This window comes from Mesorhizobium sp. M00.F.Ca.ET.216.01.1.1 (genome assembly GCF_004010325.2).
Taxonomy (GTDB): Bacteria; Pseudomonadota; Alphaproteobacteria; order Rhizobiales; family Rhizobiaceae; genus Mesorhizobium.
Window position 1 is genome coordinate 298,945 of sequence record NZ_SADR02000001.1, and the last position, 18,729, is coordinate 317,673.

At 62.3% G+C, this 18,729-nt stretch carries 24 protein-coding genes; 9 read left to right on the forward strand and 15 right to left on the reverse strand.

Annotation, left to right across the window (positions count from 1 at the left end; genetic code table 11):
* Positions 1 to 26: 26 nt before the first annotated feature.
* The 4 genes from EN859_RS01535 to EN859_RS01550 all read right to left on the reverse strand — a co-directional run bounded on the left by EN859_RS01535 (position 27) and on the right by EN859_RS01550 (position 3,835).
* A complete protein-coding gene (locus EN859_RS01535) occupies positions 27 to 821 on the reverse strand; it encodes a transglutaminase family protein (protein ID WP_127852074.1) in 795 nt (264 codons plus the stop codon).
* A 7-nt stretch (positions 822 to 828) separates the two neighbouring features.
* Positions 829 to 1,770 carry an alpha-E domain-containing protein gene (locus tag EN859_RS01540; protein ID WP_127852075.1) on the reverse strand — a complete coding sequence of 314 codons (942 nt, stop codon included), beginning with the start codon at positions 1,768 to 1,770 and terminating at the stop codon, positions 829 to 831.
* A gap of 154 nt (positions 1,771 to 1,924) precedes the next feature.
* Positions 1,925 to 3,337: a circularly permuted type 2 ATP-grasp protein gene (locus EN859_RS01545; RefSeq protein WP_189501621.1), complete on the reverse strand. Its 1,413-nt coding sequence runs from the start codon at positions 3,335 to 3,337 to the stop codon at positions 1,925 to 1,927.
* Between the two features lie 261 nt (positions 3,338 to 3,598).
* Positions 3,599 to 3,835: an Lrp/AsnC family transcriptional regulator gene (locus EN859_RS01550; RefSeq protein WP_127852077.1), complete on the reverse strand. Its 237-nt coding sequence runs from the start codon at positions 3,833 to 3,835 to the stop codon at positions 3,599 to 3,601.
* A 353-nt stretch (positions 3,836 to 4,188) separates the two neighbouring features.
* On the opposite strand from EN859_RS01550, the gene EN859_RS01555 reads away from it, so the two are divergent.
* Positions 4,189 to 4,608 (forward strand): DUF4864 domain-containing protein, encoded by a 420-nt coding sequence (locus tag EN859_RS01555; RefSeq protein WP_127852078.1) that lies wholly within the window; start codon positions 4,189 to 4,191, stop codon positions 4,606 to 4,608.
* Between the two features lie 6 nt (positions 4,609 to 4,614).
* Here EN859_RS01555 and tgt read toward each other — a convergent pair whose 3' ends face one another.
* Genes tgt through coaD form a run of 7 tightly spaced genes read right to left on the reverse strand, consistent with a single transcriptional unit; the run spans position 4,615 to position 9,205 of the window.
* Positions 4,615 to 5,745 carry a tRNA guanosine(34) transglycosylase Tgt gene (tgt, locus tag EN859_RS01560; protein ID WP_127852079.1) on the reverse strand — a complete coding sequence of 377 codons (1,131 nt, stop codon included), beginning with the start codon at positions 5,743 to 5,745 and terminating at the stop codon, positions 4,615 to 4,617.
* Entirely contained in the window at positions 5,738 to 6,007 is a 270-nt protein-coding gene (locus EN859_RS01565; RefSeq protein ID WP_127852080.1) for a hypothetical protein, read from the reverse strand. Before EN859_RS01565 ends, tgt begins: the two co-directional genes overlap by 8 nt.
* Positions 5,997 to 7,082 (reverse strand): tRNA preQ1(34) S-adenosylmethionine ribosyltransferase-isomerase QueA, encoded by a 1,086-nt coding sequence (queA, locus tag EN859_RS01570; RefSeq protein WP_127852081.1) that lies wholly within the window; start codon positions 7,080 to 7,082, stop codon positions 5,997 to 5,999. Before queA ends, EN859_RS01565 begins: the two co-directional genes overlap by 11 nt.
* Positions 7,083 to 7,088: 6 nt before the next feature.
* On the reverse strand, positions 7,089 to 7,538 hold the full coding sequence (locus EN859_RS01575; RefSeq protein WP_127852082.1) for a DMT family transporter: 450 nt from the start codon (positions 7,536 to 7,538) through the stop codon (positions 7,089 to 7,091).
* Positions 7,539 to 7,552: 14 nt separating this feature from the next.
* Positions 7,553 to 8,065 carry a peptidylprolyl isomerase gene (locus tag EN859_RS01580; RefSeq protein WP_127852083.1) on the reverse strand — a complete coding sequence of 171 codons (513 nt, stop codon included), beginning with the start codon at positions 8,063 to 8,065 and terminating at the stop codon, positions 7,553 to 7,555.
* A 29-nt stretch (positions 8,066 to 8,094) separates the two neighbouring features.
* On the reverse strand, positions 8,095 to 8,685 hold the full coding sequence (locus tag EN859_RS01585) for a peptidylprolyl isomerase (protein WP_127852084.1): 591 nt from the start codon (positions 8,683 to 8,685) through the stop codon (positions 8,095 to 8,097).
* 19 nt (positions 8,686 to 8,704) lie between these two features.
* Complete coding sequence (gene coaD, locus EN859_RS01590; protein ID WP_127852085.1) at positions 8,705 to 9,205, reverse strand: pantetheine-phosphate adenylyltransferase; 501 nt, start codon at positions 9,203 to 9,205, stop codon at positions 8,705 to 8,707.
* A 181-nt stretch (positions 9,206 to 9,386) separates the two neighbouring features.
* On the opposite strand from coaD, the gene EN859_RS01595 reads away from it, so the two are divergent.
* Positions 9,387 to 9,539: a hypothetical protein gene (locus EN859_RS01595; RefSeq protein WP_127852086.1), complete on the forward strand. Its 153-nt coding sequence runs from the start codon at positions 9,387 to 9,389 to the stop codon at positions 9,537 to 9,539.
* A 90-nt stretch (positions 9,540 to 9,629) separates the two neighbouring features.
* On the opposite strand, the gene gyrA is transcribed toward EN859_RS01595, so the two are convergent.
* Entirely contained in the window at positions 9,630 to 12,437 is a 2,808-nt protein-coding gene (gene gyrA / locus EN859_RS01600) for a DNA gyrase subunit A (protein WP_127852087.1), read from the reverse strand.
* Positions 12,438 to 12,690: 253 nt separating this feature from the next.
* Complete coding sequence (locus tag EN859_RS01605) at positions 12,691 to 13,512, reverse strand: AraC family transcriptional regulator (RefSeq protein ID WP_127852088.1); 822 nt, start codon at positions 13,510 to 13,512, stop codon at positions 12,691 to 12,693.
* 85 nt (positions 13,513 to 13,597) lie between these two features.
* On the opposite strand from EN859_RS01605, the gene EN859_RS01610 reads away from it, so the two are divergent.
* From EN859_RS01610 to EN859_RS01620, 3 genes are all read left to right on the forward strand, one after another.
* The gene (locus EN859_RS01610; protein WP_127852089.1) at positions 13,598 to 14,137 is read left to right on the forward strand and encodes a hypothetical protein; all 540 of its coding nucleotides are present in this window, start codon (positions 13,598 to 13,600) and stop codon (positions 14,135 to 14,137) included.
* A gap of 31 nt (positions 14,138 to 14,168) precedes the next feature.
* The gene (locus EN859_RS01615; RefSeq protein WP_127852090.1) at positions 14,169 to 14,546 is read left to right on the forward strand and encodes a VOC family protein; all 378 of its coding nucleotides are present in this window, start codon (positions 14,169 to 14,171) and stop codon (positions 14,544 to 14,546) included.
* A 115-nt stretch (positions 14,547 to 14,661) separates the two neighbouring features.
* On the forward strand, positions 14,662 to 15,291 hold the full coding sequence (locus EN859_RS01620) for a MarC family protein (RefSeq protein ID WP_127852091.1): 630 nt from the start codon (positions 14,662 to 14,664) through the stop codon (positions 15,289 to 15,291).
* 21 nt (positions 15,292 to 15,312) lie between these two features.
* Here EN859_RS01620 and EN859_RS01625 read toward each other — a convergent pair whose 3' ends face one another.
* Positions 15,313 to 15,738, reverse strand: coding sequence for an OsmC family protein (locus tag EN859_RS01625; protein ID WP_127852092.1), 426 nt, complete (start codon positions 15,736 to 15,738; stop codon positions 15,313 to 15,315).
* A gap of 136 nt (positions 15,739 to 15,874) precedes the next feature.
* A complete protein-coding gene (gene ssb, locus EN859_RS01630) occupies positions 15,875 to 16,384 on the reverse strand; it encodes a single-stranded DNA-binding protein (protein ID WP_127852093.1) in 510 nt (169 codons plus the stop codon).
* A 236-nt stretch (positions 16,385 to 16,620) separates the two neighbouring features.
* On the opposite strand from ssb, the gene EN859_RS01635 reads away from it, so the two are divergent.
* The 4 genes from EN859_RS01635 to EN859_RS01650 all read left to right on the forward strand — a co-directional run bounded on the left by EN859_RS01635 (position 16,621) and on the right by EN859_RS01650 (position 18,450).
* Positions 16,621 to 16,935: a metalloregulator ArsR/SmtB family transcription factor gene (locus EN859_RS01635; protein WP_127852094.1), complete on the forward strand. Its 315-nt coding sequence runs from the start codon at positions 16,621 to 16,623 to the stop codon at positions 16,933 to 16,935.
* Positions 16,932 to 17,417: an SRPBCC domain-containing protein gene (locus tag EN859_RS01640; RefSeq protein ID WP_127852095.1), complete on the forward strand. Its 486-nt coding sequence runs from the start codon at positions 16,932 to 16,934 to the stop codon at positions 17,415 to 17,417. The genes EN859_RS01635 and EN859_RS01640 overlap by 4 nt, the downstream gene beginning before the upstream one ends.
* A gap of 18 nt (positions 17,418 to 17,435) precedes the next feature.
* Positions 17,436 to 18,041: an ATP-dependent Clp protease proteolytic subunit gene (locus EN859_RS01645; protein WP_127852096.1), complete on the forward strand. Its 606-nt coding sequence runs from the start codon at positions 17,436 to 17,438 to the stop codon at positions 18,039 to 18,041.
* Positions 18,042 to 18,210: 169 nt separating this feature from the next.
* Positions 18,211 to 18,450 carry a hypothetical protein gene (locus EN859_RS01650; RefSeq protein ID WP_189501643.1) on the forward strand — a complete coding sequence of 80 codons (240 nt, stop codon included), beginning with the start codon at positions 18,211 to 18,213 and terminating at the stop codon, positions 18,448 to 18,450.
* The last annotated feature ends 279 nt before the right edge of the window (positions 18,451 to 18,729 follow it).

Here is an 18,729-nt window from a genome sequence, read left to right on the forward strand (position 1 = left end):
TGTTCCGGCAGCAATCTTGCCGGAAATTACTGCTCTACCGTGACGGTGACCGCAAGCTGTTCTTCCGCCTGTCCCAGCCGAATCCCCGATACCGGCGTGGCGTCGCGGTAATCGCGGCCGGTCGCCACTTTCACATAGCGTTCGTCGGGAGAAATACCGTTGGCAACATCGAAGGCGACCCAGCCGAGGCCCGAGACATGTGCCTCGGCCCAGGCGTGGCTCGCCGCCTGCTCGACGCTCGCATCCAGCATCAGATAGCCGCTGAGGTAGCGGGCCGGAATACCCATAGCGCGCGCGGCTGCCGTAAAGATATGGCTGTGGTCCTGGCAGACGCCGGTCTTGAGCGCCAGCGCCTCCTCGGCGGGCGTCGCCGCATTGGTGGTGCCGGGCGTGTAGGCGACGCGTTCGCCAATTATGGCCATCAGCCGGTGCAATCTTTCGATATCTGTGCCCTTGCCGACCGATGCCGCAAGGTCGCGAATGCCATCGCCGATCATGGTCAACGGTGTTTCGTGGCCAAACAGCCACAGCGGCGCGAAGCCCCGATGCGGGCCGGAGATGCCTGATGTGTCGTGCGTCACCACTTCGCCTGATGCTTCGACGGTAATGAAATCGCGCTCGCCTTCGACGCTCAGAAGCCGCGTGTCGTTGCCGAAATGGTCGGTGAAGCGCACTTCCTCGCGCGCGCCTTCGATCTTCAATGCCCAGGACAGCACAGTCTGCGTCTGCCCGCTGACCGGCAGCAGCCGCAGCCGCTGCAAGAGATAATGCACCGGCGCGTCGTAGCGGTATTCGGTCCGGTGGGTGATCTTCAGCCGCATGGCTTCCTCAATAGAACCTGTAGTCCTGCGCGATCTCGTCGCCGAGTCTGGTGTTGTCACGAATGAAATTGGCCAGGAATTCGTGCAGGCCGGCGTCGAATATGTCCTTGATCGACCCGGCCCGCAGCATCGCCTGCGTCTTTTCGACCGTCTGATGGCAGGCATGACGCGCGCCGTAGTCGTCGCCGAGGAATTTCAGATGCTCGGCCAGGAAGCGATAGCAAAAGGTCAGCGAGCGCGGCATGCGGACATTGAGGATCAGATAGTCGGCGATGTTGGTCGGCTTGTAGTCGGCCTCGTAGACCCAGCGATAGGAGCGATGCGCCGACACCGAGCGCAAGATCGATTCCCACTGGTAGTTGTCGAGCGTCGAACCGACCCAGGAGATCGACGGCAACAGCACGTAGTATTTCACGTCGAGGATGCGCGCCGTGTTGTCGGCGCGTTCGACATAGGTGCCGAGCTGCGAGAAATCGAAGATTTCGTTGCGCAGCATGGTGCCGTAGAACGAGCCCCGGATCAGCGCCGTCTCGCGCTTGATCGCGTCGAGCACGGTGGGCAGGTCGCGCTCGTCGATCGGCCTGGCCAGCATCCGCTTCAGCGACATCCAGGCTTCGTTGATGCTTTCCCAGGTTTCGCGCGTCAGCGCGGTGCGCACCATGCGGGCATTGTTGCGGGCCGTCTCGATGGCCGACATCGTGCTCGACGGGTTCGACGTATCGCGTAGCAGGAAGTCGGCGACGTTGGCGGCGGTGTAGTCCGAGTATTTCTGCGTGAAGGCAACGTCCGAACCGGCGCTGAGCAGCACCGAATTCCACTCCTCCGAGGCATTCTGCGTCCGTGTCAGCGCCATGCGCAGACCGGCATCGACCAGCCGGGCCATGTTTTCGGCCCGCTCGATATAGCGGTTCATCCAATAGAGCCCATTGGCGGTGCGGCCGAGAAGCATGTCAGGCGGTCCTGTGGCGAATAGTGAATGGTGAATGGTGAATGGTGAATGACCAAATTGCGCCTGGACACGACATTGCGTTTTTCTCTTCAGGACGTTTCACCAAGACCAACGACACACCATCCTTACCTATTCACTATTCACTATTCGCCCTCTAATCATCCAGCACCCACGTATCCTTGGTGCCGCCGCCTTGCGAGGAATTGACTACCAGCGAGCCTTCCTTGAGAGCGACCCGCGTCAGCCCGCCGGGCACGATCTGGATGCGGTCGGAAACCAGTACATAAGGCCTGAGATCGACATGGCGTGGCGACAGCCCCTTGTCGGTTAGGATCGGGCAGGTCGACAGCGCCAGCGTTGGCTGGGCGATGTAGTTCGACGGCTTTGCCTGGAGTTTCCTGGAGAAATCCTGGCATTCCTTCTTGGTCGCCGCCGGCCCAACCAGCATGCCGTAGCCGCCGGAGCCATGCACCTCCTTCACCACCAGCTCATGGATGTGCTCGAGCACGTATTTCAGGCTGTCCGGCTCCGAGCAGCGCCAGGTCGGGATGTTGCCGAGGATCGCCTTGCGGCCGGTGTAGAATTCGACGATCTCGGGCATGTAGGAATAGATCGCCTTGTCGTCGGCGATGCCGGTTCCCGGCGCGTTGGCGATGGTGATGTTGCCGGCGCGGTAGACATCCATGATGCCCGGCACGCCGAGTGCGGAGTCCGGCCGGAAGGTCAGCGGATCGAGGAAAGAGTCATCGACACGCCGATAGAGCACGTCGATCTGCTTGTAGCCTTCGGTCGTGCGCATCGCGACATGGCCGTCGACGACGCGCAGATCCTGTCCTTCGACAAGCTGCACGCCCATCTGATCGGCAAGGAAGGCATGTTCGAAATAGGCGGAATTGAAGCTGCCTGGCGTCAGCACGGCAATGGTCGGCGCGCCCTTGGTGCTCTGCGGCCGCACCGCGGCCAGCGACTGGCGCAACAGCTGCGGATAGTTTTCGACCGGCCGCACCTTGATCTGCTGGAACAGCTCGGGGAAGAGCTGCATCATCGTCTCGCGGTTCTCCAGCATGTAGGAGACGCCGGACGGCGTGCGCGCATTATCCTCCAGCACATAGAATTCGTTCTCGCTGATGCGCACGATATCGACGCCGATAATGTGGGTGTAGACGCCGGCCGGCGGCCTCACGCCGATCATCTCAGGCAGGAACGCCTCGTTGCGGGCGATCAGCTCCTTCGGGATGCGGCCGGCGCGCAAGATCTCCTGGCGGTGGTAGATGTCGTCGAGGAAGGCGTTCAGCGCCTGCACGCGCTGCTCGATGCCTTGCGTCAGCCTGCGCCATTCATTGCCTGAGATGATGCGGGGAACGATGTCGAAGGGGATCAGCCGTTCGGAGGCTTCCTGCTCGCCATAAACGGCGAAGGTGATGCCGGTCTTGCGGAAGACGCGTTCGGCGTCCTGCATTTTCTCGGTAAGCCTGGCCGGGTCCTGTTCCTTCAGCCAGCGATCGTAAGCCGAATACGGTTTTCTCAATCCGGAAACTTCCGGAAGCATTTCGTCGAACGCTGCCAATCGCATACTCCCTGTGGCGCCATTTCACTGGCCCCGTCGGAGAAAATCAAGCGCAATCGGTGATTTGGAGGCATGCCGGCGATCAGTATGTTGCAGCTGCCTAAAATTAGGGCAGCGCCGATATGGCTGGGTCAGGCTTTGCCTCGTGCCCGGGCACTCTACAGCGCCGCGCGTCTTTTCAGACGCGCAAAGCACGCTGTAGCACTTTGACTTTGCGCATGATCCTTTCCGAAAATCGATTCCGATTTTCGGGTCATGCGCTCAGAAGGCGCGGAAGGTGACGACCGTAAACGTATCCTTGATGCCGGGGAGAATCTGCACCTTCTCGTTGACGAAATGGCCGATGTCTACCTCGTCGTCGACATAGAATTTGGCGAGCAGGTCATAATTGCCGGCGGTCGAGTAGATTTCCGAGGCGATCTCGGCATCGGCCAGAGCGCTGGCGACGTCATAGGCCTTGCCCAGATCGCACTTTATCTGCACGAAAAACGTCTTCATTGCCCAGTCCTGCTCAGCTCGTACCTACAGCGCCGCGCGTCCTTTGGGACGCGCAAAGGACGCTGTAGTACTTTGATTTGCGCATGATCCTTTCCGAAAATCGATTCCGATTTTCGGGGTCATGCGCAGAAGCGGCCCTTGTGGCAGACTGCCGCCCGGCTTTCAAGCATCAGGACAGCGCTCAGGCGGAACGCGCCTTGGCAACGGCGGCTTCTCTCAATTCAACCACCGGCATGCCGCGCCGGCATGGCGACCAAGAGAATGTTTGCCGTCGTTGAAACCGCGAAGTGCCACGAACCGTATGGTATGATGTGTCTTCGGACAGCGATCTCTCGGGACAACGGAGACGGGCTATGCGCCGCACGTTATTCGCGTTCGCAGTCGTTCCACTCGTTTTCGCGTCTTCGGCATTTGCCGGCGATGCCGAAGTCAAGGCAGCGCAGACGGTCATCGACAGCCAGCTGAAAGCCTTCATCGCCAATGACGGTGCTGCGGCCTACAGCTTCGCCGCCCCGAATGTGAAGCGCATCTTTCCGACCGTCGACACCTTCATGAACATGGTGACCAACGGCTACGCGCCTGTGCGCAAACCGCAGACCTATTCCTTCGGCAAGGTTCAGCAGACGAGCCCGACCTCGATCATCCAGCAAGTGCTGATCGTCGGACCCGACGGCAAGGACTACGAGGCGGTCTACACGCTCGAGCAGCAGCCCGACGGCAGCTTCCAGATCACTGGCTGCAGCCTGCGCGCGTCCAATTCGCTGAGCACTTGAGTTCTGTCAACGCGCTGGAATATCGCCTCGCGCCCAGCCCTCGGCAATTTCCGCCGCCCGTTCCTCGAAGGCACCGACCTTGATGGCAGCGCGAATATCCTGCATCAGCTTTTGATAGTAGGAAAGATTGTTCCAGCTCAGAAGCATCGCCCCAAGTGCCTCCTGCGAGCGCACCAGATGGTGCAGATAGGCGCGCGAATAATCGCGTGCGGCCGGGCAGTCGCTCTCTTCGTCCAGCGGGCGCGGATCGTCGGCATGGCGGGCGTTGCGCAAATTGACCTTGCCGCGCCGCGTATAGGCGAGGCCGTGGCGGCCGGCGCGTGTCGGCATCACGCAGTCGAACATGTCGATGCCGCGCGCCACCGATTTCAGGATGTCATCCGGCGTGCCGACGCCCATCAGGTAGCGCGGTCTGTCCGCCGGCAGTTCAGCACAGGTGATGTCGAGCATGTCGAGCATCACCGCTTGCGGTTCGCCGACGGCCAGCCCACCGATCGCATAGCCCTTCAGCCCCATCGCCTTAAGCGCCTGCGCAGAGCGCTCGCGCAAGACGGGTATGTCGCCGCCCTGCACGATGCCGAACATCGCCTTCCCAGCCTGGTCGCCGAACGCCGTCTTGCAGCGCTCGGCCCAGCGCAGCGACAATTCCATGGCGCGCTCGATCTCTTTCTCTTTGGCCGGGAGCGCGGTGCATTCGTCGAGCTGCATCTGGATGTCGGAGCCAAGCAACCCCTGGATCTCGATCGAGCGCTCCGGCGACATCTCATAGGCGGCGCCGTCGATATGCGATCGGAAGGTCACGCCTTTTTCCGTGAGTTTTCTCAGCTTCGACAGCGACATCACCTGGAAGCCGCCGCTGTCGGTGAGGATCGGATGCGGCCAGCGGGCGAATTCATGCAGGCCGCCGAGCCGTGCCACACGTTCGGCGCCGGGCCTCAGCATCAGATGATAGGTATTGCCGAGGATGATGTCGGCGCCGACGCCGCGGACCTGGTCCATATACATCGTCTTGACGGTGCCGCCGGTGCCGACCGGCATGAAGGCCGGCGTGCGGATTTCTCCACGCGGCATGGTAATCGCGCCGCGCCGCGCCTTGCCGTCGGTGGCCAGAACCTCGAAGGTGAACGCCTCAGTCATCGAATTCCTTGTCGTGCACCGGCGCTCCTGGAGCCTGCCTGTCCAGCGACTGCCGGTAACGGATGCAGCCGCGCATGAATTTTGGCCAGGGCGGCACGGCGATCGCCGGCTCGGTCTTTTCCGGCAAAAGGTTCCACAGATCGGGGTGGTGCCAGCAGAGATCATGGCCGGTGGCGTCACGATGCGCGCGAATGCCGGCCCGCAATTTCTTCACCTCCGCGATCAGCGCTTCGCGGTCAAACGTTTTCAGGTCATCGTCCATCGTTCATCTCCCGGAACAGAAGACTTGAATCTCCGTAGGAGTAGAACCTGTAGCGGCTGTCGATGGCATGCGCATAGGCCGCACGCATCGTTTCCAGGCCGCAAAAGGCCGAAACCAGCATGAACAGCGTCGAGCGCGGCAGATGGAAATTGGTCATCAGCATGTCGACGGTCTTGAAACGGTAGCCGGGCGTGATGAAGATATCGGTTGGGCCTGACCACGCAGCCAGCCTGCCATCCTCGCGCGCCGCGCTCTCCAACAGGCGTAGCGAGGTCGTGCCGACGCTGATAATGCGTCCGCCTCTCGCCTTCGCCGCGTTCAGTGCGTCGGCGGTTTCATGGCTGACCGAGCCGGTCTCGGCATGCATCTTGTGGTCGGCGGTGTCATCGACTTTCACCGGCAGGAAGGTGCCGGCGCCAACATGCAAGGTGACGAATCGGCGCTCGACGCCCTTTGCATCGAGCGCGGCGAAAAGCTCCGGCGTAAAGTGCAGGCCGGCGGTGGGCGCGGCAACGGCGCCCTCCTCCCGCGCATAGATGGTCTGGTAATCACTGCGGTCGCGTTCGTCATCGTCGCGCTTCGAGGCGATGTAGGGCGGCAGCGGAACGTGGCCGACAGCGTGCAGCGCCTCGTCGAGAAACGCACCCGACAGGTCGAAGCCGAGCAGTGCCTCGCCAGCCTCGCCCTTTTCGATCACCGTGGCGTCGAGCTGGCCGAGAAAGCAGGAATTGGCGTCATGGCCGAAATGGATGCGATCGCCAGCAGCGATGCGCTTGCCCGGCCGCATGAAAGCCAGCCACCGGTCCGGCGCCACCCGCATATGCAGCGTGGCTTCGACCTGAGCCTCTGCCCCGCCGCGCCGCCTGATGCCCTTGAGCTGCGCCGGAATGACCTTCGTGTCGTTGAAGACCAGCACATCGCTGGCCCGGATCAGGGTTGGCAGATCGCGCACCGTGCGGTCCTCAAGCCCTTCACCCGGCCTGACCACCAGCATCCTGGCACTGTCGCGCGGTTCGGCCGGGCGAAGCGCAATGCGCTCCTCCGGCAGGTCAAAGTCAAAGAGGTCGACGCGCATCGGAAATCAAAAGAGCCGGACCAACAACGCTCCGGCCAACAGCAGCACCGCGCCGGCGACGCGGCCAAGCGAAATCTCACGCACCGCAACGCCAAGGAAGCCGACACGGTCGATAAGCATGCCGGCCAGCAACTGGCCCGCGACCAGGAACGCCATCAGCGCCGCAGCGCCGATGCGCGGCGTCAAGACTGTCGAAAGCGTGACGTAGAACCCGCCGAGCACGCCACCAGCGATGAACAGCCACGGCGCAGGCGCCTTCCAGTCGAGTGAGATGTCTTGCAGCTTCACCACTGAAAGGGCGATGATGCCGAGCACGATCGCGCCCGATAGAAACGAAAACGCCGCTGCCGCGACCGGAAGGCCCAGGCCGCGCGCCAGCTGCGAATTGATCGGCGCCTGAAAGGCGATGAAGGCGCCGGACAGAATGCCGAGCAGGGACCAGACAACGCCCATCATCGTCGTTTCACCGGTTACTTGACGTCGGCCGCGACCTTCAGCGACACGATCTTGTCGGGATCCTGCACCGGCTCGCCGCGCTTGATCTTGTCGACATTGTCCATGCCTTCGATGACCTGCCCCCAGACGGTGTACTGACGATTGAGGAAGGCAGCGTCGTCGAAGCAGATGAAGAACTGCGAATTGGCAGAGTTCGGGTTCTGCGAGCGCGCCATCGAGCAGGTGCCGCGGCCATGATTGGCGTTGGAGAACTCGGCCTTCAGGTCGGGCTTGTCGGAGCCGCCCATGCCGGCGCGCGACGGTGCGAAAGACGGCTTGCTGGAATTGCCGAACTTCACATCGCCGGTCTGCGCCATGAAGCCGTCGATGACGCGGTGGAACACCACCCCGTCATAGGCGCCTTCGCGCGCCAGTTCCTTGATGCGGCCGACATGGCCGGGCGCCAAGTCGGGCAACATTTCGATGACGACCTTTCCCTTGGTCGTTTCCATGATGAGCGCGTTCTCGCGGTCCTTGATCTCAGCCATGTCAGAAAATCCTTTGAAAACAGAGAGGTCTACTTGCCGTCGGCGGCGATGCGCACCTTGATCATGCGATCGGGATCGGTCACGGTCCCGTTCTGCGCCTCGTCGCCCTTCTTTATGTGGTCCACCAGTTCCATGCCGCTGACGACGTTGCCGACGATGGTGTACTGGCCATCGAGCGGCGGCGCCGGCGCAAACATGATGAAGAACTGCGAATTGGCGGAATTCGGATCCTGCGAGCGGGCCATGCCGACCACGCCGCGCTGGTAATGTTCGGTCTGCGAGAATTCGGCCGGCAGGTCGGGAAGGTCGGAACCGCCGGTGCCGACCGCGTCGGCGTTGAAGCCTTTCTTCGTGTTGCCGAACTTGACATCGCCGGTCTGCGCCATGAAGCCATCGATGACGCGGTGGAAGGCGACGTTGTCGTAAGCGCCCTGGCGGACCAGCTTCTTGATCTGGGCGACATGCTTTGGCGCGAGATCGGGCCGAAGCGCGACGGTGACGTCACCGTCTTTCAGCGTGATGATCATGGTGTTTTCCGGGTCGGCGGCGAAGGCCGAAACGGACGCGGTCACAAGACCGGCAAGCACGACAAGGAACGAGGCAAGCCTTTTCAGCTGCATGGATCTTTCTCCGAAATCTTTACTTCGCAAATTTGGCCGTGAGCGCACCGGCCACGGCCGCCGGCACGAAGGCGCGGATGTCGCCACCCATCGAGGCTATCTGGCGGACAAGTGTGGCGGTAATAGTTCGCACCGAGGGGCTGGCAGGCAGAAACACCGTCTGCAGTTCCGGCGCCATGGTTTCGTTCATGCCGGCCATCTGCATCTCGTAGTCGAGGTCGGTGCCGTCACGCAGGCCGCGGATCATGATCGAGGCGCCATGCTTCCTGGCGGATTCAATGACCAGCCCATCGAAGGCAACGACCTTGATGCGGGCGCCGTCGCGGCCGAGTTCCGCTTTCGCTGCAGTCTCGATCAGTTCCACCCGTTCCTCAAAGGAAAACAGCGGCTTCTTGCCGGGATGGACGCCGATCGCCGCATAGACAATATCCGCCACGGCCAGCGACGCCTTCAGCACGTCGAGATGGCCGTTGGTCAGCGGGTCGAAGGAGCCGGCATAGAGGGCGATGCGTTCGGTCATGGCAGGTGCTTCTAGCGAGCCTCACTCGCAAAGGCAAATCCGCTCGTGAACCTTTCGGCCGACATGAACGACAGATGAACGGGCCAATCACGAAGGCTTCACGCAGCGTTCACTAGTTTGCAGCTTCAGGGGATGAAACCAAAACCCCGTTTAATCGTTGTTAGGCGCAGGAGACACGCACATGCTGATCTACATGCTCGCCAGCGCAATGACCGTCGCCATGCTGATCGCCACCGCATTCGGGCTGCATCAGGAAGCAGGACGCGTGCGCGCCAAGGCCAACACCAAGCGGCTCGAAGGTTTCGGCGTCCGCAAGCCTTTCCGCCACTTCTGAATTCTCGCCGTTTCCGAATTCATTGGCTTTGAATTCATCGGCACTTTTTGATTGCGCCGGCCCATAAGGCCGGCGTTGCCATTTCAAGGCTTATTCGGCGCTGTCCGGCGCAGCGCCTTCGGCGCCGGTATCCGGTTCGACAGCATCCTCGACACTCTCTTCGGCTTCCTCGTCCGACTGCGGCTCCGAAATCCGCTCCACCGAAACGACCTTCTCGCCTTCTGCGGTGTTGAAGATGGTCACGCCCTTGGTGGCGCGGCTGGCGAAGCGAATGCCGTTGACGGGCACGCGAATGACGGTGCCGCCGTCCGAAACCAGCATGATCTGGTCGTCATTGCCGACCGGGAAGGTCGCGACCAACCTGCCGATCTCGGCCGTCTTCGACACGTCGGTGGCGCGGATGCCCTTGCCGCCCCGCCCGGTCAGGCGGAAGTCGTAGGAAGACGAGCGTTTGCCGTAGCCATATTCGGTCACCGTCAGCACGAACTGCTCGTGTGCCTTGAGGAACTCGTAGCGCTCGTCGGAAAGCTCCGCTTCCTCGCCGACCTCCTCATTGGTCAGTGCGATTTCCTCTTCCTCGCCGGCGGCAATGCCGGCGGCAAGCCGCCGCTCTGCGACTACCCGCCTCAGATAGGCGGCACGTTCGGCGGGCGATGCATCGACATGCTCGATCACCGCCATGGAGATGACACGGTCGGTGTCGGCCATGGCGATGCCGCGCACGCCAACCGAGTTGCGGCTCTGGAAGACACGCACGTCACCGACCGGGAAGCGAATGCACTGGCCGGAGCTAGCAGTCAAAAGCACGTCGTCATTGTCGGTGCAGGTCTCGACGCCGAGGATTTCGTCGCCCTCCTCCTCCAGCTTCATGGCGATCTTGCCATTGCGGTTGACCTGGATGAAGTCGGAAAGCTTGTTGCGGCGCACGGTGCCGCGCGTGGTGGCGAACATCACGTCGAGCTCGCCCCAGCTGGTCTCGTCCTCGGGCAGCGGCATAATGGTGGTTATGCGCTCGCCCTGCTCAAGCGGCAGCATGTTGATCAGCGCCTTGCCGCGCGATTGCGGGTTGCCGATCGGCAGGCGCCAGACCTTTTCCTTGTAGACGATGCCGCGCGAGGAGAAGAACAGCACCGGCGTGTGCGTGTTGGCGACGAACAGCCGGGTGACGAAATCCTCTTCCTTGGTCGACATGCCGGAGCGGCCCTTGCCGCCGCGGCGCTGCGCCCGGTAAAGCGATAGCGGCACGCGCTTGATGTAGCCGGAATGGCTCACCGTGACGACCATATCCTCGCGCTGGATCAGGTCCTCGTCTTCCATATCCGCCCCGCCCTCGGAGAGTTCGGTGCGGCGCGGTGTGCCGAACTCATCGCGCACGGCGATAAGCTCGTCCTTGACGATCTGCTGGATGCGGGCGCGGGAAGACAGGATATCGAGATAGTCGACGATTTCCGCGCCAATGGTGTTCAATTCCCCGGCGATCTCGTCGCGGCCGAGCGCGGTCAGGCGCTGCAGGCGCAGGTCAAGGATGGCGCGGGCCTGTTCCTCGGACAGATTGTAGGTGCCGTCCTCGTTGATGCGGTGGCGCGGATCGTCGATCAAAAGGATCAGCGATTCGACGTCGCTGGACGGCCAGCGCCGTTCCATCAACTGCTCGCGCGCCGTCTGCGGGTCCGGCGCGGTGCGGATCAGCTTTATCACCTCATCGATATTGGCGACGGCGATGGCAAGGCCAACCAGCACATGGGCGCGGTCGCGTGCCTTGCGCAGCAGGAATTTCGTCCGCCGGCTGATTACCTCCTCGCGGAAGCCGACGAATGCCTTCAGCATGTCGGTCAGCGTCATCACTTCCGGCTTGCCGCCGTTCAGCGCCACCATGTTGGCGCCGAATGAGGTCTGCAGCGGTGTGAAGCGGTAGAGCTGGTTGAGGATGACGTCTGCCACCGCCTCGCGCTTCAGTTCGATGACGACGCGGTAGCCTTGGCGATCGCTCTCGTCGCGGATGTCGGAAATGCCCTCGATGCGCTTGTCGCGTACCAGTTCGGCCATCTTCTCGATCATCGATGCCTTGTTCACCTGATAGGGAACCTCGGTGATGACGATCGATTCACGGTCGTTGCCGCGCGCCTCGACGTTGACGCGGCCGCGCATGACGATGGAGCCGCGGCCGGTCGCATAGGCGCTGTAGATGCCGGAACGGCCAAGCACTATACCGCCGGTCGGAAAATCGGGCCCGGGAATGATCTCCATCAGCGTCGGCAGATCGATCGCCGGATTGTCGATGATGGCAATCGCGCCGTTGCAGACCTCACCCAGATTGTGCGGCGGGATGTTGGTGGCCATGCCGACGGCGATGCCGCCAGAGCCGTTGACCAGGAGGTTGGGGAAGCGCGCCGGCAGAACCTTCGGCTCGCTGCCCGAGGCATCGTAAGTGTCCTGGAAATCGACGGTTTCCTTGTCGATGTCCTCCAGCAATTCGTGTGCGACCTTAGTCAGCCGCGACTCGGTGTAGCGCATCGCCGCCGGCGGATCGCCGTCGATGGATCCGAAATTGCCCTGCCCGTCGATCAGCGGCACGCGCAGCGACCAGTCCTGCGCCATGCGCACCAGGGCGTCGTAGATCGAGGCGTCACCATGCGGATGGTATTTACCCATCACGTCGGCGACCGGGCGCGCCGACTTCACATATTTGCGGTTCCAGTGGTAGCCGCTCTCATAGGCAGCGTAGAGAATGCGGCGATGCACCGGCTTCAGGCCGTCGCGCACATCGGGCAGCGCACGGCTGACGATCACGCTCATGGCGTAATCGAGATAGGAACGCTGCATCTCCTCGATGATGGATATCGGCTCGATGCCGTTGGGGCCGCCGTCGGCGCCGCGCGGTGTCTTCTGGTCGGTCAAATCGGATCACAATCTAATCAGGAATCACTTGCGCCTTATATAGGAAGCCGGGCCGAAACTCCAATGTGTACGGCAGTTTTCCAATGTCCTTTTTTGTGGCAATTTCAAAAGGATACCGCTGATTGCGACGATATGGCCAAGGGGCTTTTTCGACCCGCCGAAACAAAGCCTGCGCTGAAACGCATTTTTCCGAGCGAAAGCAACGAACGCCATGGAGTTGGACCGCGCCATTGCGTTTGTTGAGCGGTGGAATCTAGATGATCCGCCGGGCGCGATAGGCACTGGGTGCCTGCCCCATCACGCGCCGGAAACGCCGATTGAAGGTCGACAGATCGTTGAATCCCGCCTCGAAGGCGATCGCCGAGATCGGCTCATCCGACATGCACAGTCGCACCGCCGCCCTGTGCAGCCGGGTTTTCAGCAGGAACTGGTAGGGCGTCATGCCCGCAACCTGCCGGAACGAGCGCAGGAAATGGTAGGGACTGGTTGCCGTCCCGCTGGCAAGCTCGGCAAGCGAGACCGGCCGGTCGGCATTAAGCTCGATGCGCCGCACCGCTTCGGCAACACGTTTCTGGTCGCGGCGGCTCGGCGCACGGCCGGCATGCGCGCCGCCGGAGGTCGCGGCCACCGCAGCGCCGGCAATCCGCAGGCCGAGCTCCTCGAAGGCATCGATATCGGCCGTCTCGCGCGCGGCTTCCGCCTCGGCCAGCAACGGCGCCAGCGCGGACAAAGGCGGCAGGCGCGGCGTCTCGAAGGCCAGCTTGTTCGCGCCCGGCACGTCGGCGACAATCCGCTCCATATAGGCCGATCCGAAATGGAAGGAGAGGCAACGGTCGCCGGCGGCATGCTCGTGCCCGCACTCGTAGCATGTGCCGGGATTGCCGAGCAGGAGCGCGCCCGGGGCCAGCATCGCCGTGCCCTGGCGGGCGCGGTAGCGGAAGGTGCCACCGGTCACTGCGGCGACGCAAAAGCTTCGATGCTGTTCCTCGAACGGGCGGTCGGCGGCACTGGCAGTGCAAACCACGTCCAACACTTCCCAATCGGGTCCAGATACCAAAGTCCGCGCGGTCGTCATGGCCGAAAGATAGCAATTTTTCCCAAGCGCAGAACCCCTGCCAGCGCCTAGCCTGTTGGTCTACTGACAAGACGAGGCTAGAGCCATGTTCAGTTCATCATCTTCCTTTGCCGAAGCCCTGCACAGCGGCGGACCTGCGGAAAACCTTGCCGAGAAACTGAAGCTTTACGGCCGTTTCGTCGGCGCATGGGCATTCGACGCCACGCGTCATCTCGAAGACGGCTCGGTGCTGATCGGGCGCGGCGAGGTGCATTTCGGTTGGGTTCTGGAAGGCAAGGCTATCCAAGACGTGTGGATCTTGCCAGCGCGCGATGCCGGCCCCTCGCCGTCGCTCGGCAAATGGACTTTCTATGGCACGACGCTGCGCGTCTATGACCCCGGCGTCGACGCCTGGCATATTTTCTGGAGCGATCCGCGCAGCCAGTATTACAGCCGCCAGCTCGGCCGCGCCGAGGGCGACACGATCGTCCAGCAAGGCGTTGATGGCACCGGCTCTACGGTGCGCTGGAGCTTCTCACGGATCACCGAAAATTCATTCCGGTGGCTGGGCGAACGCTCGCAGGACGAGGGTGCGAGCTGGAGGCTGGAGGTTGAGTTCCTGGCCCGCCGCACAGCTGGAACTTGACGGCACACACAATGTAAAAACGGAGAAAACAATGCTTGACCATGTCTCGATAGGCGTCCGCGACACCGATGCCTCGAAGCGCTTCTACGACGCCGCGCTGGAGCCGCTTGGCTACAGCTGTCTCAGCCAGTCGCCCGGCTCGCTCGGCTATGGCGCCGGGACGGTATCGTTGTGGGTGAACGAAGCGGCGCGCCCGGTTGCGGCCGACAAGGACTCCGGCCTGCATTTTTGCTTCGCCGCGCCGACGCGCGAGAGCGTCGATACCTTCCAGGCAAATGCCTTGCGTACAGGCGGCCGCGACAATGGCGCACCCGGCCCGCGCGCCGACTATGGTGAGAACTACTATGCCGCCTTTGTCATCGACCCGGACGGCTACCGCATCGAGGCCTACTGTGGAGCCGCCGGTTAAGTTCGCACTCTGACCCTTGAGGTCTTCGAACTCCCGCAGTTCATGGAGTTTCCACTGAACCGGCTTTGCTCTACCAATGCCAGGGCTAGGGCGCGGCCCGGCGGGAGGGTCAGAGATGCCGAGCTTCGACAGCCTGTTCAACGCCTTCGTCACCATTCTGGTGACCATCGACCCGCCCGGACTGGCGCCGCTTTTCCTGGCCGTGACACGCGGCATGAACCGCGAGGAGCGCAACCAGGTCTCCGTCCGCGCCTCGGTCATCGGTTTCCTGGTGATGGCGCTGTTTGCCCTCGCCGGCGCGTCGATCCTGTCGGTGTTCGGCATCACGCTGCCGGCCTTCCGCGTCGCCGGCGGCTTCCTGCTGTTCTTCATCGCCTTTGAAATGGTGTTCGAGCGCCGGCAGGACCGCAAGGAGAAGATCGGCGACGTCGCCATCACCAAGGACATGATCCACAACATCGCCGCCTTCCCGCTGGCGATCCCGCTGATCGCCGGCCCCGGCGCGATTTCGGCGACCGTCCTGCTCTCCGGCTCGTTTCAAGGCTTTGGCGCGCAGGCGGCACTGGCCGGCATCATCGCGATCTGCCTGGTCATCACCTACCTGGTGTTCGTGCTTTCCGAGCGCATCGACCGCATCCTCGGCCAGACCGGCCGCTCGATCCTGACCCGGCTGCTCGGCGTCATCCTGGCAGCACTTGCCGTGCAGTTCGTCGCCGACGGCATCAAGGCGCTGGCGGCGGCGTAGGCAAACCGCTGAAGCCGGATGCTACTTCGCCATCGTGTCGATGACCTCGAAGGTGTGGGTGATCGCGGCGGTCTTGGCCATCATCGCAGAGGCCGAGCAGTATTTTTCGATCGACAGGTCGATCGCCCGTTTCACCTTGTCGTGCGAGAGCGTCCGGCCCTTGACGACGAAATGCATATGGATGCGGGTGAAAACCCTGGGATCGGTTTCCGCACGGTCGGCATCGAGTTCTACCACGCAGTCTTCGACCGCCTCGCGCCCCTTTTCGAGGATGTGGACCACATCATAGGCCGAGCAGCCGCCAGTGCCGATCAGCACCAGTTCCATCGGGCTCGGCCCCGGCGTCCTGCCTTCCGGTCCGAATGCGGTTCCGAGCACCACTTTATGGCCGCTGTCGGACTCACCGACGAAGGTGCGCTCCTCGACCCATTTGACCCGTGCTTTCACCGAATTCGTCTTTCAACCGCGTACTGTTCAACGCGCTGGCGCAACGTCCCGAAAATCCAAGCCAGATTTTCGGGACACCATGGGCGGCTTCAAATAGCTGACGTTCTTCGCCCGCTCGGGGCCATCTGCCCATGGCTCAGAACGGGATTTCATCGTCCAGTTCACGCGACGAACCGCCACCACCGCCCTTGTTGCCGCCGCCGCGGCTGAAGTTCTCGTTCGGACCTGACTGGCCGAAATCGGAGCCGCGGCTCGCGCCACCGCCGGCATAGTTGCCGACCTGACCGCCCTCGCCGCGTGAATCCAGCATCTGCAGCTCGCCGCGGAATTTCTGCAGCACGACTTCGGTCGTATAGCGGTCATTGCCGGTCTGGTCCTGCCACTTGCGCGTCTGCAGCTGGCCCTCGACATAGACCTTCATGCCCTTCTTCAGATACTGCTCGGCCACCTTGGCGATCTGGTCGTTGAAGATGACGACATTGTGCCACTCGGTCTTTTCCTTGCGCTCGCCGGAATTCTTGTCGCGCCAGCTTTCCGACGTGGCGATGCGGATGTTGACGACCGGGTCGCCCGAATTCAGGCGGCGGATTTCAGGGTCCGCCCCGAGGTTGCCCACCAGAATGACCTTGTTGACGCTACCCGCCATCGTACTTCTCCGCGCTCATCCGAAACAAATTTGTCGCTCTCACCTTACAGGCTGCGGACAATCCCCGCCTGCCGTGGCTGCCTTTTCCCACAAGGTTTTTGTTCTCTTTTCGTTCTATGCCGCATCGACCTCAGTTGTCAAGGAATGTCAGCAATCGCCGGGACCCGCTACGTCGTTTCATATGGGCGTGAAAAGAGCGCTTGCCAAACCGATAAGTATCGACTTATGCTTTCGTCATGATCGAAGCAGAGATTTTTCGTGCCTTGGCCGACCCGACGCGACGCGCCGTCTACGAGCGGCTCGCCGCCGGCGAGATGACCGTATCGGAACTGCGCGGCGGCATGACGGTGTCGCAGCCAGCTGTCTCGCAGCATCTGGCAGTGCTGCGCGGCGCCGGGCTGGTGGTCGAGCGGCGGGCCGGCCGCAACGCCTATTACCGCGCCGATCCCGAGGGGCTTGCTCCCCTGCTGGGCTGGATCGAGCGCTACCGTGCATTCTGGCCCGAGCGCATCGAAAGGCTGAAGGCGGTTTTGAAGGATATGGACCAATGACGAGCGACAAACACGCAAGGGCAGCGGCTGATTCGATCGAATTCCAATGCGAGCTTCCGGACCCACCGGAAAAAGTGTGGCGGGCGCTGACGGTGTCGGACCTGGTCGCGGCCTGGATGATGCCGAACGACATCAAGCCCGAAATTGGCAGCCGCTTTGCCTTCACCGGGCCGAATGCGCCGATTGAGTGCGAGATCCTCGATGCGGAGCCGGAACGCCTGCTGCGCTATTCCTGGCGGGAGCGGCCGCAGCCCGGCGATGCACACCAGCAGGATGCGCTCGACAGCATCGTCACCTTCACGCTCGACCGCACCGTTTCCGGCGGCACGCATCTGCGCATCGTCCATGATGGATTTGGCCGCGCCGCAATGCCTGCGGTTGCGATTGCCAGCGCCGGCTGCCGGCTCTCGCTGGGGATAGGCAGCCCGTCCAAACAGCCCATCGCGGCAAACACGCCTCGCCTCTTCCTGCGCGCGGCCTAAGAGCAAAGGAAAGAGATGATGAGCGGTCTTGCCAATCTGGTGCCGATGGTGATCGAGCAGTCGAGCCGTGGCGAACGCGCCTTCGATATTTTTTCGCGGCTGCTGCGCGAGCGCATTGTCTTCATCAACGGTCCGATCGACGACGGCACGTCGGCGCTGGTCTGCGCCCAGCTTCTGTCGCTGGAATCGGACAATCCCGACAAGGAGATCTCGCTCTACATCAACTCGCCGGGCGGCGTGGTGACCAGCGGCTTCGCCATCTACGACACGATGCAATATGTCAGTTGCCCGGTATCGACCGTATGCATGGGCTTTGCCGCCTCGATGGCCTCGTTCCTTTTGATGGCGGGCACGCCGGGGCGACGGATCGCGCTGCCCAACACCAGCATCGTGCTGCATCAGCCCCTCGGCGGCTTCCAGGGCCAGGCATCCGACATCCAGCGCCACGCCGAAGGCATCCTTCGCACCAAGCGGCGCATGACTGACCTTTATGCACACCATTGCGGCCGCACTTACGAAGAGGTCGAGCGCACGCTCGACCGGGACTATTTCATGACTGCGCAGGAAGCCAGGGAATGGGGCCTTGTCGACCATGTTTTTGACACGCGCAAACAAGCGGCGTGAGGTCAAACCGGCGAACTGAGGGGGCAGTCGGCCGCCGGCAATTTCGACGCGGCCGGTCTTTTTCGACGCCAACAGTCTGGCCGCGCCTGCATCGCGGCACTATAGTTCGCCGATGCCTATCAAGGATTCACGCACGCGTCTAAGCTGGCTGATTGTCGGCGCCGTCGCCATGGTCATGAGTTCCGGCACGGTACTCGCCGAAGACAGTCCGGCGCCTGCGCGGAAAGGCGCCCTGCCCGGCGTAACCAGCGACTATCGTATTGCCGAGCCGGCTCCGGAGCCGGCGCCGGATGACGTAGTTCCCGGCAATGGTGCTGGCCAGTTCAAGATCGGCGATACCGATGTGCGGATTTCCGGCAGCATAACCATCGATATCGGCGCCGGCTCGATCAAATCTTCCCACCGGTAAGCTCGCCACGATCCTTGACAGGATCTCCGCGCGACTTGGTATGGCGCCGCCTGAAATAAACAGCCCCGCCGTTGCTTCAGCAAAACGGTCGGGGCTTTCCTGGATCTAAAATCCAACTTGCCGGGAATATACTGCCGGCGTTCGATTTCGGATGCTTCGCGGTGTTCAGCCGCTGATCCGACTAGCAGTCTCTGATTTTGTGGGATCGACAGGTCACGGTCTGTCGGGTGGCGCAAACGCCTGACCCTGGCACTTATGCCTGCCGTGGCTCCAGCGTTA